The sequence below is a fragment of the Vibrio sp. R11-SG3-ISO3-SZ genome, assembly GCF_059834345.1.
Genome location: NZ_JCBDGX010000091.1, coordinates 17,034 through 31,502 on the forward strand (window position 1 = coordinate 17,034; position 14,469 = coordinate 31,502).

The window sequence follows — 14,469 nt, forward strand, 5'->3', positions numbered from 1 at the left end:
TATCGAAAACACAAACTGAGAATCGTGTTTTTAACGTTTAGATACTCCCCAACAGCACTATTACACACGCCTCAAAGCTCACCATCACATAAGACTTTTCCTGACTGCATCAAAACGATCAGACACCTCATAGAGTCAGAAAAGACAGTAAAAAAGACCGTAACCTTGTTCTTCCGACCTCCTCAGCTATGTTGAAAGGCAAGTTTTCACAAAACGGATCTTGTTGGATTTACTGGGATTCCCTTGCGCACAGAATCGTCATGCGATGAACCATATATGGACCATGGGAGAAATTTTAAGGCGGATAAAGAGAGCTTATTGGAGCGAGAAAAGCGTCGATAACAAGGAAGGGGAAATGAGATAAGCTTCTGAAAATTCGAATATTTTCAAACACCTAAAACGACGAAAGGCCGCTATAAAAGCGACCTTTCTATGTATGGTACCGGTGGGCGGACTTGAACCGCCACGCCCGAAGGCAACGGATTTTGAATCCGTCGTGTATACCAATTTCACCACACCGGCATCTTGGGGATGACTCCCTGTTGATGTCTGGCATTATACGTAAGCTTTGCCATCGCGCAAGTGCAAAAAGCTGATTTGCTTATTGTTTGCTGATAAATTCGCCACAAAGTCGTAAGCTGTGCGCAAGCTCTCTTTTCATCACCAGTTTGACACTATATTCTGGCGCCAGTTTTTTAAGGGTAAGTCGTTTTATGTCTAGCAATAGCACCTTGCCACCAGCGGGACTTTTTCGCCGCTTAGGGGCACTTTTTTATGATGGATTGATCATCATTGCCATCGAAATGATGGCGGCCGGTATCGTTATCGCCATTTTACATGCGCTAATGGCGCTCGGCGTATTTCATGTTGGCCAATACCAAGACGTCAGTGATTTCCTTACGCAGCATCCGGTATGGAGCCCTCTCTACACCTTCTATCTCGCGGCGGTGTGGGTCTACTTCTTTGTCTACTTTTGGACAAAAGCGGGCCAAACATTGGGCATGCGTGCCTGGAAACTGCAACTGCAAAATGATCAAGGCGGGCGAATCACGGTGACGCAAGCGCTGATTCGCATTGGCACATCCGGTTTCGGCCTGGCTAATCTGAGTGTGCCTATCGATCCCAAAAAGCGTGGCTTTCACGATATATGGGCCAAAACACGCGTCGTGGTATTGCCTAAAGCGCAATAACAATCTAATAGGTAATAAAAAAGGAAAGCGATGTGCTTTCCTTTTTTGGTTTCTGTCCCAGCCTCAATCAGCTGGTCTATTCGGTACTTAGTCAACACTGAGCTCTTTCAGCATCGAATCTGGTAGCGCCAACTCATCGTTCTTATTGACCGAAATGCCCGCGTCAATAATCGCTGTTGCAATCGCTTTGGCTTCATCCAGTGAGTGCATCGCTGCCGTACCGCATTGGTATTCGTTGAGCTCTGGAATCTTGTTCTGGCTTTCCACTTTCAGCACATCTTGCATTGCCGCGAGCCATGCGTCAGCAACTTGAGACTCGCTCGGTGTGCCAATTAGGCTCATGTAGAAGCCTGTACGACAACCCATCGGTGAAATATCGATGATTTCCACGCTCTCACCGTTAAGGTGGTTACGCATGAAACCGGCGTATAGGTGCTCAAGGGTGTGGATGCCTTTTTCTGACAAGATGTCTTTGTTTGGGGCGGTAAAACGCAAATCAAACACTGTGATGGTATCCCCTTTAGGCGTGGTCATCGTTTTTGCCACGCGAACGGCTGGGGCGTTCATACGAGTGTGATCTACGGTAAAGCTATCTAGTAACGGCATGGTCCGTCTCCATTGGTTCCAAGCTCTTGGGAGCTGTTCTATTCTTTTTCTTCGCCCGGCGATAACAGCTAGGCAGATAGTCAAAGCCTAGCAAATCGACGATGAATGAGCGAGCCTATTGTGGCACGGATTACGCCTGCTGCGGCGTTTTTAAGTACGCGAAGTAGTCTTCTAAAAACGCATCAAATGACAGGCTGTCTTTCGCTTCAATGTCAGCTTGTGCCTCCACTGAGCGCGCGACTTCTTGTTCCATCAGAGACTCACTGTAGGTACGGTATTGATGAGCTTGATGGCGCGCTTTGTAATGACGACCAAACTCTCGGCCCACACTCCCTAAACCGCCTAGGCGTTTGGTGTCTGCCAGTAGTTGCCCTGAAATGGTCAGCTCTGGGTTATCAATCCACTCAAGCAGTGTCTTTGCCACATCTTGGTACGCCTGACCACCGGCTGCCTCATCCATGACTTTGGCGATCGCCGTCAATTCAGAAAATACACGCTTAGCCCAGGTTTGCAACGTTAAGACTTCACCTTTGCAGCCAATCTGCAACTCAAGACCCGGCTTGCGACCTTCGACAATCACTTTGTTCCAGTTCTCTCGCCAGCACGCTTGCTCACAAAAATCCATCGGCTCAGAGTCACTTAATGCAGCCCATGCTAAGAAGAGGTCGAGGAAGCGAACCTGATCTTCGGTAATACCCACCGAACTGTATGGGTTCACATCCAGTGAGCGCACCTCAATGTACTCAACTCCGCCTCGGCGCAACGCTTCAGACGGTTTCTCACCGCTTTTGGTCACTCGTTTCGGACGGATAGGCGCATAAAGCTCATTTTCAATCTGTAAAACGTTGCTATTGAGTTGACGGTACTCACCATCCACTTTCACGCCTATCTTGGCAAACTTGTCTGAAGGCGTGCGAATCGCTTCATTAAGCCCTGCTAAATACTCATCAATGCTATTGAATCCGATCTTGAGGACGCTTTGCGCGCTATTGGTGTAACCCAAATCACTCAAGCGCAGTGAGGTAGCGTTCGGCAGATAGAGGGTTTCACCAATGTTTTCAAACGGCAGTTTTGTCTCTCGGCCACGAATAAACGAAGAGCAGAGCGCCGGTGAAGCGCCAAAGAAATAAGGAATCAGCCACCCAAAGCGGTAGTAATTGCGAATTAAGCCGAAGTACGCCTCAGATTTGCTCTCTTGACGCGCCTTCTCATCTTGCTCTCCATAGAGGGCCTCCCAGAAACTGTCTGGGAAAGAAAAGTTAAAATGCACACCGGAGATAATTTGCATCAAACTGCCGTAGCGACGCTTCAACCCTTGGCGATACAGCGTTTTCATCTTGCCTGAGTTCGAGTCGCCATATTGAGCAAGGTTGATCAACTCCTCATGCTCGACGTAACAAGGCATCGACAGTGGCCACAGTTTCTCTTTCCCCAGTTTGGTTTGGGTGAAATGGTGGATGTCTTCAAGCTGCGCCATCAACTGATCGATGTCGTGCGACACCGGAGTGATGAACTCGAGCAGCGATTCAGAGAAATCCGTCGTGATCCATTGGTTGGTCAACGCCGACCCTAACCCTTGAGGGTGCGGAGTGGTCGCCAAACGCCCGTCTTGATAGCGCAAAGTCTCTCGCTCGACGCCACGGCTAAAGTGTTGGAATACTTCTGGGTTACGAGCGACTCGCTCTAATCGCGCAGCAAAATCTGTCAAAATGAAGTTCACTTATGTTTAATCGTTTCTACGTTCTCAGTTATGTGTACTCTAACGGATGATTTCAAGCTCTTCTATCGGAATCTGTAAACTTTCTAGCTGGGGTTTTAACGATTTCGCATCGCCCACCACGATGATTTGATACTGGCTGGGATCAAACCACTTCGCCGCGAGTGCGTTTAACGTCTCGTTGCTGACCGTTGCCACAATCTGATTTCGTTGCTGTAAATAATCTTCATCCAATCCGAACGCCAATATACTGCCTAGCAGTTGCGCTTTTTGCGCCGGAGTTTCGTAGTTGAGTGCATCTTGTTGACCGACGGCAAGACGCAAAAATTTCATCTCCTCATCGCTCATTCCCTGCTGGGCAAACTGTTCAAGCTCGTTACTCATCTCCACCAGTGCAGGCTGTGTGGCATCTGCTCTAACTTGAGCGGAAAAGACCAAGGCCCCCACTTCGCGGTTGGAGGCCAAATAGCCACTGGCACCATAGGTATAGCCTTTGTCTTCCCTTAGGTTTTGATTCAGACGGCTATTGAAATTGCCAGCCAAGTTAAAGTTGGCCAGTTGCGTAAGATAAACCTCTCCGGTTGCGTCAAATGGTAAGCCTTGTCGCACCATACGAATAATCGCTTGTGGCGCTCCCGGCTTATCCACTAGGTAGAGCTTTTGCTGGGCAAGGGGCTCAACCGACTGAGGTCGTAGCAATGGCGCCGCCTCGCCTTGCCACTCTTTCAAAAACGCGAGCTGTTTGACGATCTGCCTGCGGATGATGTCCCCCACAACCACTACTTGTGCACCTTGCGGCGTGTAGTGCTGCTGATAAAACGCCTTCACATCGTCTAGGCTAATCGCCTCGACCGAGGCTTGGGTGCCGTCGCTCGAACGTTCATAGACACTACCAGAAAACAGAACTTGTCGCGTGGCTTGTGACGCCAGCCAAGTCGGTTTCTGATGTTGATACACCAGCCCTTCTAATGTCTGCTTTTTAATCCGCTCGAAGTCGTCAGCATCAAAAGCGGGCTTGAACAGCACTTCTTCGACAATCGCTAACGTTGGCGTGAGGTTTTTCTCCAAGGTGGAGATCGACAGCGAGGTGGTGTAATTGCCCGCTCTCACCGAAAGCGTACTGCCCAACGCATCCAGTTTGGCTTGCAGCTCTTCCACACTCGACTCAGTGGTGCCCTCTTCGAGTAACGACGCCGTTAAGTTAGCCAGCCCCTCTTTACCTTGCGGGACATAACGCTCCCCAGCCGGGAAACTTATCTCCAGCTGAACCGTCGGCGTTTCTGAGCTCACGGTACCAATCAGCTCAGCGCCATTATCAAAATAGACGCGGTACAGCTCAGGCATCGTTGCTTCGACACCCTTGGCGACCTCTGGCATCACCGAGCGGTCAAAATCATCCTCTGCACGTCGATACGCCAGCTGGCTCTCATCCACTTTTTGGTATTCCGGCAACTGGCGTTTAGGGGTGACAAACGTCGCCGGCGCGGCTGCAAGCTCCGCTTTCCCACGCGGAATTACACTTAATGTCACTTTGTGTTGGTCTTTGATAAAACGCTGATACGCAGCTTGCACGGACTCTGGCGTCACGTTACGGATCTGCTCTAGCTGAGTCTGCATTCTATCTGGTTGACCAAAGAAGGTTTGATTGGATGCCAACTGCGAGACTTTACCGCGCACACTTTGCAAGGCAAAGACGGCGTCAGCTTCCGCCATACCGGTAATCTGGTCAAGGCGCGCTTGAGTGGCCCCTGTTTGCTCGAACTCCTCAAGGGTGTCCATCAGCGCTTGGTAGAGCGGCGTCAACTGCCCTTTGTCACCGGATGGTCCCATGGCATAAACGTAGAAGCTACAGGCAAGTTCAGCGCAATCTTGGAAGGCGCCCGCATCCACAGCCATCTCTGTTTTGACCAAGTTTTGATAGAGCAAGCTATTGGCGCCACTGCCCAAAATATTCGCCAATGCATTAAGCGAGGCCTGATTTTGCTCGCCGTTGTAAGTGGTTGGCCATCCCACCAACACCATAGGTTGAGAAATGCGATCCTCTAGCGTGACATAGCGATCTTCATTGAGCTGAGCCGGCTGTTTCGGCGCTTTCTCTACCTCTGGTCCTGCCGGAATTGAAGCAAAATACTGGTGAACCCATTCAAGCGTTTGATCCACGTCGATATCGCCACCGATCGTCAGCACAGCATTATTCGGTCCATACCAGCGTAAAAAGAAAGCTTTAAGATCGTTGACATCCACACGGTCTAAATCCTCGACATAACCGATCGTTTGCCACGAATAGGGATGGCCTTCTGGGTACATGGCTTCCGCCATCTTTTCCCACATCAAGCCATACGGGCGATTATCGAAATTCTGCGCTCGCTCGTTTTTCACCGTATCACGTTGGACTTCAAACTTACGTTGTGAGACCGCATCAAGCAAAAATCCCATACGATCGGACTCAAGCCACAACATTTTTTCTAGCTGATTTGAAGGGACAGTTTCAAAGTAGTTGGTTCGGTCACGGTTGGTCGTACCGTTTAACGTACCGCCCGCTTCAGTGATAATTTTAAAGTGTTGCTGATCGCCAACATGTTCGCTGCCTTGGAACATCATGTGTTCAAAAAAGTGGGCAAAGCCGGATTTACCGACTTCTTCCCGCGCAGAGCCTACATGGTAAGTGACGTCCACATGGACAAGAGGATCTGAATCATCCGGAGAGAGGATGACCGTCAACCCGTTGTCGAGGCGATATTTGGCATAAGGGATCATCGCAACGCCAGGCTGAGGCTTTACCTCTTCGATCAGAGAAACGCCCGGAGGGAGAGAAGAAAACAGCGATACTGAAGGAATCGTGCTGCTCGCGCAGCCATACAAAGCAAGGAGAGAAAGGGCACCAAGCCAGAGTTTTCTCATGACATCTCCTAGAAAAGTCCAAAATAAAGCGCAGCTAACGCGCTGTAACGTAATGCCTTACCCAGCAAAATAAGCCAGCAACATGGCCAAAACCGCATTCTCAACCATCCAGCGGCTAAACAGAGAGGATCGCCAATAATCGGCAGCCAACTGAGCAGCAATGACCAATAGCCGTACTTTTGCAGCCAAGCTACGGCTTTATGACCGTGTTTTTCATCTTGAGTTCGATTTGGTAACCAGAGCCCGAGCCAATAATTGGTGAGCCCGCCCAAGGTGTTACCTAGGCTGGCAACGACGATCACCATCATAGTGGAGAATTGATTGAGACTGAGGGTGGCAACGAGCCCCGTCTCGGAGCCACCCGGCAGCAAAGTCGCACTGAGAAACCCTGTGATGAAGAGTACCCACAGAGCCGAATCAGAAAACCACAATGCGACCGACTGAAATGCGTGATTAAACGCGTCTAACATTGCATATCAAGCAAGACTTTCCCGCGCGTTCTGCCCGTCTCGATTTGTCGATGTGCATCAGCGACATTATCCATTGGGTAGACGTGCTGGATTTCCGTTTTAAGTAAGCCAACGCTGACCATATAGACGAGGGCATCTAACTGTTCAGGATTTGGGTCGACCAGCATCCCGGTCGCCTCAAAACCCAGCATCTTGGCTTTTTCGCAAATCATCTCAGCACTGATGGTCGGGACCGTCACGACGGTCGCGCCATCTTTTAGGCATTTTAGCGCATCTAATGCGGCGTCACCGCCCACTAGGTCAATCAAGACATCTACGTCTTCAACGCGCTCAGAGACCGGGGCAAACTGATAGTTGACCGCATGTGCGCCCAATGTCGCCAGGTAATCCAAATTGGCTTCCGAACAGGTGGTAAACACTTCCGCTTTCGCCGCGAGCGCCACTTGGACAGCGATGTGCCCCACCCCGCCAGCCCCCGCAAGAATAAGCACGCGTTGCCCTTCTTTGACGCCGGCTTTATCCAGCGCCTGAACAGCGGTTTGCCCAGCCAAAGGCAGAGCGGCAGCCGCCTCCAACGTGATGGCATCAGGCACTAAGGTTAGTAGCGTCTCTGGTACGGCGACATACTGGCTGTAGCCTCCACCTTGCAAAGGAAAGCCAATAAATCCCGCCACTTTATCGCCAACAGCAAAACGCTGCGCGTCATCGCCCGCTGCTACTATCTCTCCAGCGATATCGTAGCCGGGCACCCAAGGGAGGTTGTCTTTGTTTTGCGCGGCAGCCCAACCGAGCCCTGCACGGGTTTTTACGTCGATAGGGTTAACCCCAGCGAATGCCACTTTAACCAACACTTCGCCGGCTTGAGGCTGAGGCACCGCTGAAGATTGAATCGCTAAGACATCCGGTTCGCCAAATTTCGTGATTACGATTTGTTTGTTTTCCATGTGTACTTTCCCTATCGATAAAAAAAGGGATGCGAAAGCATCCCTTTGAATATATACCAATTCTTAGTGAGAAGTTAACCGAACTGTCGCAATTTCGCCTTGCGTCACTCGCTCGACCTATTGAACCAGTGCCAGCAATATACCGGCGGCCACGGCCGAACCGAGCACGCCGGCCACGTTCGGGCCCATCGCATGCATCAGCAAGAAGTTTTGTGGGTTAGCTTGCAAGCCGACTTTATTCACCACGCGCGCAGCCATAGGTACCGCCGATACACCAGCAGCACCAATCAATGGGTTGATGTCCTCTTTTGACAGCTTATTGAGTAGCTTCGCCATCAAGACACCGCCTGCGGTACCGATACTGAAGGCAACCGCACCCAGCGCCAAGATCCCCAATGTTTCGATGTTGAGAAACTCTTGTGCTTGAAGCTTGGAGCCGACACCCAGACCAAGGAAAATGGTCACTATGTTGATCAACTCATTTTGCGCCGTTTTCGATAAACGCTCCACCACGCCAGCTTCACGCATCAAGTTACCTAGACAGAACATACCCACCAACGGCGTCGCCGCTGGCAGGAAGAGGATCGTCATCAACAAGACCGCCAATGGGAACAGGATCTTCTCTGCTTTACCCACATGACGCAGTTGCGCCATTTGGATCTTGCGCTCCTCAGACGTAGTCAGCGCTTTCATAATCGGTGGCTGGATGATCGGCACCAACGCCATGTAGCTGTAGGCTGCCACGGCAATCGCGCCGAGCAGATCAGGCGACAATCGGCTGGCAAGGAAAATCGCCGTTGGGCCATCTGCACCACCAATAATGGCGATCGAGGCCGCATCAGGCATACTAAATTCCATACCCGGCACATAGTTAAGCAAGATCGCACCAAACAAGGTAGCGAAAATACCAAACTGCGCCGCAGCACCTAGCCACAAGGTTTTAGGGTTCGCGATCAAAGCACCGAAGTCCGTCATCGCGCCCACACCCATAAAGATCAACAGCGGGAAAATACCCGATTCGATCCCCACGTAGTAGACGTAATAGAGCAAACCGCCCTCTTCGGTAAAACCCGCATTCGGAATATTCGCTAAGATCGCACCAAAGCCGATCGGCAGCAGCAGCAATGGCTCAAAACCTTTGCGGATAGCCAAAAACAGCAGCACACAGCCGACCAAGATCATGCAAATCTGGCCAAATTCGAAGTGAGCGATCCCTGTCTCTGACCACAGAGTCATTAAACCTTCCATGTTACTCCCTTACGCCAAGCTTAATAACGGGGCGCCTACCGTCACGGCATCACCTTCTTTGACATGCAGATCTTGGACGATGCCAGCACGCGCCGCGCGGACTTCAGTTTCCATCTTCATGGCTTCTAAGATGAGTAGGACATCACCTTCTGCCACTTCAGCGCCGCTTTGTACGTTTACTTTGAAAATGTTACCCGCCAGTGGTGCGGGTACTGTTTCGGCATTGCTTTCTGCCGCAGGTGCAGGAGCCGACGACACCGATTTCGCTGGTGTGACGGAGCTGAGCTGACCTTGAGGGCCCACCTCAACATCGTACACTTGGCCATCGACCTTAACGCTGTAGGTTTCAATTCCGCCTTGTGCGGCAACGCTAGGGGCTGCAACGACAGGCTCTTCTTTACCCGGCGCAGGCTCAAACGCATCTGGATTACGACGGTTTTTAAGGAACTTCAGCCCCACTTGTGGGAAGAGTGCGTACGTCAACACGTCATCAACGGTGTCTTGCGCCAACGCGATACCTTCCGCCTTCGCTTTTGTCAGCAGATCGTCAGTGAGGGTGTCCATCTCATCAACCAAAAGATCCGCAGGGCGGCAAGTGATCGCTTCCGCGCCATCCAGCACTTTCGCTTGAAGTTCTGCATTAAGCTCTGCGGGCGCTGCGCCATACTCGCCTTTGAGTATGCCTGCGGTTTCTTTGGTAATGCTCTTGTAACGCTCGCCAGTAAGCACGTTGATCACCGCTTGGGTACCAACGATCTGTGAGGTTGGGGTGACGAGAGGAATGTAGCCAAGATCTTGACGAACACGTGGGATCTCTTCCAGCACTTCATCAAGACGATCCGCGGCGCCCTGCTCTTTAAGCTGGCTCTCCATGTTGGTCAGCATGCCGCCAGGTACTTGAGCAATCAAGATACGAGAATCGACGCCTTTCAACTGACCTTCAAATTTCGCGTACTTCTTACGAACCTCGCGGAAATACGCCGCAATAGGTTCAAGCTGATCCAACTTGAGGTTTGTGTCGCGCTCTGTCCCTTCTAGCATTGCCACCACAGTTTCTGTTGGCGTATGGCCATAGGTACAGCTCATCGAGGAGATCGCCGTATCGAGAATATCCACGCCCGCCTCTACCGCTTTCACTGCCGTGGCCGTAGATAGGCCAGTCGTCGCGTGACAATGGAGAGCCAATGGAATGTCCGTTGAGGCTTTAATACGCGTGATCAGCTCTTCGGCTTCGTAAGGCTTAAGCAAGCCAGACATATCTTTAATACAGAGAGAATGACAGCCCAAGTCTTCTAAGCGCTTGGCCAGATCCACCCAAGTATCGGCGTTGTGCACAGGACTGGTGGTGTAAGAGAGCGTACCTTGAGCGTGCGCACCCACATCGACGGTCGCTTTGACCGCTTTCTCGAAGTTTCTCACATCGTTCATGGCGTCGAAAATACGGAACACATCCATACCATTGGCATGGGCACGCTCGACGAATTTCTCCACCACATCATCCGCGTAGTGGCGATAGCCCAATAAATTTTGTCCACGCAGTAACATCTGCATCGGCGTGTTTGGCATCGCTTGTTTCAATGCGCGAAGACGCTCCCAAGGATCCTCTCCTAAGAAACGGATACAGGCATCAAAGGTGGCACCGCCCCATGTTTCTAAAGACCAATATCCGACTTTATCGAGCTCAGCTGCGATAGGTAACATATCTTCAAGGCGCATACGGGTCGCAAACAGCGATTGATGGGCGTCACGAAGTACCACGTCGGTTAACGCTAGTGGTTTAGACATGCTCATTAACTCCTTTTAATCCAGTCCAATACTAATTTGCCGTCTTGGTGCGATATTGATGCACCGCAGCGGAGATCGCCGCTACAACAGTCGGGCTCACCGTAGAAGAGCTGGGTTGAACTTTATTATTTTTAAGTGGGGTGGCGATCGGCTCTGGCACCTCTTCGGGGACCAGTTTCGACATCAGCCGAACGAGATAGACAAGAATAGTGAGGAACAGAAACACAACCGTCATCCCTGTTAACATCAGGGCGGCCGCGTCTACTAGCAGGCTTCCAACATTTTCCATTTTTGCATCCTTTCTTTGTCATCCTGACAAGGAGATAGGCCTCAATGTGGACGTCATTATCCTAAGGGTCGAATAAAAAGTCCTGATGGCCTAATAAAACCAGCGCAAAGCTGGCCCATCATTGTTCAGGATAAACCGTTTAATCCCGACAAGAGGTTTAGGATTATCTCGATTGGCTAAACTTTGTCAATTTTGATTCCTGCACTCTTGAGGATAATGCACATTTCTAAGGACGAACACGTCTTACAAATCACATAAATCTGCAATTTCACCGTATCCGAACACAAATAACTGCTGATTTTATGACGTTATTGCAAATTTGGAGCAATTACTGGGATAGACTTAATGTTTCACGAAAAACTTCATAAAAAACATCAGGTTGTAAATGGAAGGTTGGAATAATATTACGAAGATGTTAAAAAGCCCCGCTATCGCTAGCGGGGCTTATAATATGGCGCGCTCGGAAGGATTCGAACCTTCGACCGCCTGGTTCGTAGCCAGGTACTCTATCCAGCTGAGCTACGAGCGCGCAATCTTCTCATTACGAGAAATTTGTGACTATTGGGGCACCAATAGTGGTCGGGCTATTGCCCTAAAGAGTGGCGCGTCCTGGAGGATTCGAACCTCCGACCGCCTGGTTCGTAGCCAGGTACTCTATCCAGCTGAGCTAAGGACGCGTCGGTTTCACTGACTTTGGCCTATTCGCCATCATCAATCAAACGTTATAGTGGCGCGCTCGGAAGGATTCGAACCTTCGACCGCCTGGTTCGTAGCCAGGTACTCTATCCAGCTGAGCTACGAGCGCGCAATCTTCTCATTACGAGAAAGTTGTCACTATTGGGACACCAATAGTGGTCGGGCTATGCCCTAAAGAGTGGCGCGTCCTGGAGGATTCGAACCTCCGACCGCCTGGTTCGTAGCCAGGTACTCTATCCAGCTGAGCTAAGGACGCGTCGGTTTCACTGATTTTGGTCTATTCGCCATCATCAATCAAACGTAATAGTGGCGCGCTCGGAAGGATTCGAACCTTCGACCGCCTGGTTCGTAGCCAGGTACTCTATCCAGCTGAGCTACGAGCGCGCAATATTCTCATTACGAGAAGGTTGTGAAGTATATCACACAAATTTTCGTCTAAAACAAAAAAATTGACCATAGGCCAATTAATGGCGGTGAGGGAGGGATTCGAACCCTCGATACGGCTACAAACCGTATACTCCCTTAGCAGGGGAGCGCCTTCAGCCTCTCGGCCACCTCACCGTTTTATTCCCTGGTAAGGAAATATGGCGCGCTCGGAAGGATTCGAACCTTCGACCGCCTGGTTCGTAGCCAGGTACTCTATCCAGCTGAGCTACGAGCGCGCAATGTTTTCCGCTGTTCTTCCAAAGAACGCTTTAAACGAATGCTCTAACGAGCAGTGCAAGAATGGCGGTGAGGGAGGGATTCGAACCCTCGATACGGCTACAAACCGTATACTCCCTTAGCAGGGGAGCGCCTTCAGCCTCTCGGCCACCTCACCGTCTTGCGGAGGCACATATTACGATTTACCGAAAATATGTCAAACACTTTCTTGGCAAAAACGTCATTTTATCCTTCAACCGTTGGGTATTTAATCAAAGCGATGTTAATTCGCTCTTTTCATTCACTTTGTCACAATTGGCGATACAAAAAAGGCTGACAATCGTCAGCCTTTTCACAGGTTAGTAGTTACCTGGTGCAACGTTACCGTTGCCTTTTTCCGCTTGAATTCGCATGTAGATTTCTTCGCGGTGAACGGATACTTCTTTCGGAGCATTGACGCCGATACGTACCTGGTTACCTTTTACACCCAGTACGGTTACTGTTACTTCGTCACCGATCATTAGAGTTTCGCCCACTCGGCGAGTTAAAATTAGCATTCTGTGCTCCTTGAGTAATCTCTGATTTATCTTGCTACTGGGTTATTATCCAACAAAAGGGTTATTTACGTAAACTCTATTGTTGTGACTAATCAACCCCAAAAGGCATGTTTTTCTAAGCAGTCGATCGCCTTTGCAGAAGTGATGTAATGCTCATGCAGTACATTAGCCGCTTTATCAACAGACTCAGGTTCAACCACCAAAGTTAACGATTGCGGGTTAATCGATACATGAATCACGTCAATGGCAACTTCTGACAATAACGCACACGACTGTTCTACCAATCCTTCGACATGCAAACCTACTGCGGTGAGTAAGCTAACAGACCCACTATTGCGGATTTTGTCTTTGAAAACCAGTTCCAGTTTAGAGTATGCGTCCTCTTTTAACACCACGTCGACCCATTCTGCATGCTCGATCACATTCCAGAGATGAATACCTAACATTAAACACTGTTTCTTCAGGCTCTCAAGTGACTCTTTTTCAATGCTGATCAGACGCATATCTCGCTGCAGCGCAATACCACAAACCGCATCTTGGCACTCTTCCCCTTTGACTAAGCTGCCAGGGTTAGTGTCAAAGGTGGATAACACACGCAAAGGCACATTGTGTTGCCATGCGTACTGTACAGAGGGCAAGTGCAATACCTTCGCCCCTTTACGTGCCATCTCTTCCATGGATGGGAAGTCGATCACTTCTAGCTTTTTCGCGTTGGCCACAACACGAGGGTCACAGGTATATATGCCATCCACATCGGTAAAGATTTGGCACTCATCGGCTTGCAAAGCGCCCGCTAGAGTCACTGCGCTGGTGTCCGAACCGCCGCGTCCCAGTGTGGTGATGTCCCCTTTTTCATTGATCCCCTGAAAACCAGCCACGACCACAATATGGTCTTCCGCCAGCAGTTCATCGATAAGTTGGGTATCAATCTGTTTAATCGTCGCATCATTGTGAACATTATCCGTCACAATGCCTGCTTGTGCTCCGGTAAGTGAACGGGCCGGATAGCCAAGTTTATTGAGCATCATCGCCAATAAAGCCATCGATACTTGTTCACCAGCAGAGAGCAAAACATCAAGTTCTCTCGCCGTCGGTACGCTGTCTACCTGCTTCGCCAAATCCATCAATCGATTGGTTTCACCAGACATCGCAGACACCACGACAACCACTTGATTACCATCATTTTTCGCGTTAATGATGTGTTTGGCTACCGTATGAATTCTCTCAATAGAACCCACTGAGGTTCCGCCAAACTTTTGCACGATAAGGGGCTTTTTCACCAGTCTTCACCTTCCCAAGACTATGTCTCATTAGGACTGCATTCAATGCGTTGAATATTGTTTGCAGTAGTTAAAACAAAAACCAAGCGGCTTATAGGCTTGACTCATCAGGCCCAATTAAACCACTTGGCTTACAAAAATAAA

General features: G+C 50.0%; 11 protein-coding genes and 9 tRNA genes. 1 reads left to right on the forward strand and 19 read right to left on the reverse strand.

All coding sequences use genetic code 11. The annotated features are described in order from the left end of the window. Window positions 1-437: 437 nt before the first annotated feature. A tRNA-Leu gene (locus AC6R1O_RS11970) sits at window positions 438-522 on the reverse strand. Window positions 523-713: 191 nt separating this feature from the next. Between AC6R1O_RS11970 and AC6R1O_RS11975 the strand changes: the two genes are divergently transcribed. Then, window positions 714-1,190: an RDD family protein gene (locus tag AC6R1O_RS11975; protein WP_500627065.1), complete on the forward strand. Its 477-nt coding sequence runs from the start codon at window positions 714-716 to the stop codon at window positions 1,188-1,190. A gap of 87 nt (window positions 1,191-1,277) precedes the next feature. Here AC6R1O_RS11975 and luxS read toward each other — a convergent pair whose 3' ends face one another. The 18 genes from luxS to AC6R1O_RS12065 form a co-directional block, all read right to left on the reverse strand. Beyond that, complete coding sequence (gene luxS / locus AC6R1O_RS11980) at window positions 1,278-1,796, reverse strand: S-ribosylhomocysteine lyase (RefSeq protein WP_500657107.1); 519 nt, start codon at window positions 1,794-1,796, stop codon at window positions 1,278-1,280. Between the two features lie 130 nt (window positions 1,797-1,926). Further along, a complete protein-coding gene (gene gshA, locus AC6R1O_RS11985; protein ID WP_500657108.1) occupies window positions 1,927-3,504 on the reverse strand; it encodes a glutamate--cysteine ligase in 1,578 nt (525 codons plus the stop codon). A gap of 51 nt (window positions 3,505-3,555) precedes the next feature. Next, a complete protein-coding gene (locus tag AC6R1O_RS11990; protein WP_500657109.1) occupies window positions 3,556-6,414 on the reverse strand; it encodes a M16 family metallopeptidase in 2,859 nt (952 codons plus the stop codon). Window positions 6,415-6,422: 8 nt separating this feature from the next. Continuing rightward, window positions 6,423-6,884: a YqaA family protein gene (locus AC6R1O_RS11995; RefSeq protein WP_500638426.1), complete on the reverse strand. Its 462-nt coding sequence runs from the start codon at window positions 6,882-6,884 to the stop codon at window positions 6,423-6,425. Then, complete coding sequence (locus AC6R1O_RS12000) at window positions 6,878-7,828, reverse strand: NADP-dependent oxidoreductase (RefSeq protein WP_500657110.1); 951 nt, start codon at window positions 7,826-7,828, stop codon at window positions 6,878-6,880. The genes AC6R1O_RS11995 and AC6R1O_RS12000 overlap by 7 nt, the downstream gene beginning before the upstream one ends. A gap of 117 nt (window positions 7,829-7,945) precedes the next feature. Further along, on the reverse strand, window positions 7,946-9,076 hold the full coding sequence (locus AC6R1O_RS12005) for a sodium ion-translocating decarboxylase subunit beta (RefSeq protein WP_500657111.1): 1,131 nt from the start codon (window positions 9,074-9,076) through the stop codon (window positions 7,946-7,948). Window positions 9,077-9,085: 9 nt separating this feature from the next. Continuing rightward, window positions 9,086-10,861: a sodium-extruding oxaloacetate decarboxylase subunit alpha gene (gene oadA, locus AC6R1O_RS12010; RefSeq protein ID WP_334555095.1), complete on the reverse strand. Its 1,776-nt coding sequence runs from the start codon at window positions 10,859-10,861 to the stop codon at window positions 9,086-9,088. 31 nt (window positions 10,862-10,892) lie between these two features. Beyond that, window positions 10,893-11,150, reverse strand: a complete 258-nt coding sequence (locus AC6R1O_RS12015) for an oxaloacetate decarboxylase subunit gamma (RefSeq protein ID WP_334555094.1) — start codon at window positions 11,148-11,150, stop codon at window positions 10,893-10,895. Between the two features lie 452 nt (window positions 11,151-11,602). Next, window positions 11,603-11,679, reverse strand: a tRNA-Arg gene (locus AC6R1O_RS12020). Window positions 11,680-11,750: 71 nt separating this feature from the next. Continuing rightward, window positions 11,751-11,827, reverse strand: a tRNA-Arg gene (locus AC6R1O_RS12025). Window positions 11,828-11,878: 51 nt separating this feature from the next. Next, a tRNA-Arg gene (locus AC6R1O_RS12030) sits at window positions 11,879-11,955 on the reverse strand. A 70-nt stretch (window positions 11,956-12,025) separates the two neighbouring features. After that, window positions 12,026-12,102: transfer RNA gene (locus AC6R1O_RS12035), tRNA-Arg, on the reverse strand. A gap of 51 nt (window positions 12,103-12,153) precedes the next feature. Then, window positions 12,154-12,230 (reverse strand) — tRNA-Arg (locus AC6R1O_RS12040). A gap of 84 nt (window positions 12,231-12,314) precedes the next feature. Then, a tRNA-Ser gene (locus tag AC6R1O_RS12045) sits at window positions 12,315-12,407 on the reverse strand. Between the two features lie 24 nt (window positions 12,408-12,431). Next, window positions 12,432-12,508, reverse strand: a tRNA-Arg gene (locus AC6R1O_RS12050). A gap of 65 nt (window positions 12,509-12,573) precedes the next feature. Continuing rightward, window positions 12,574-12,666, reverse strand: a tRNA-Ser gene (locus AC6R1O_RS12055). 181 nt (window positions 12,667-12,847) lie between these two features. Beyond that, a complete protein-coding gene (csrA, locus tag AC6R1O_RS12060; RefSeq protein WP_009847619.1) occupies window positions 12,848-13,045 on the reverse strand; it encodes a carbon storage regulator CsrA in 198 nt (65 codons plus the stop codon). 92 nt (window positions 13,046-13,137) lie between these two features. Beyond that, window positions 13,138-14,325 (reverse strand): aspartate kinase, encoded by a 1,188-nt coding sequence (locus tag AC6R1O_RS12065; RefSeq protein WP_500657112.1) that lies wholly within the window; start codon window positions 14,323-14,325, stop codon window positions 13,138-13,140. Window positions 14,326-14,469 lie beyond the last annotated feature (144 nt).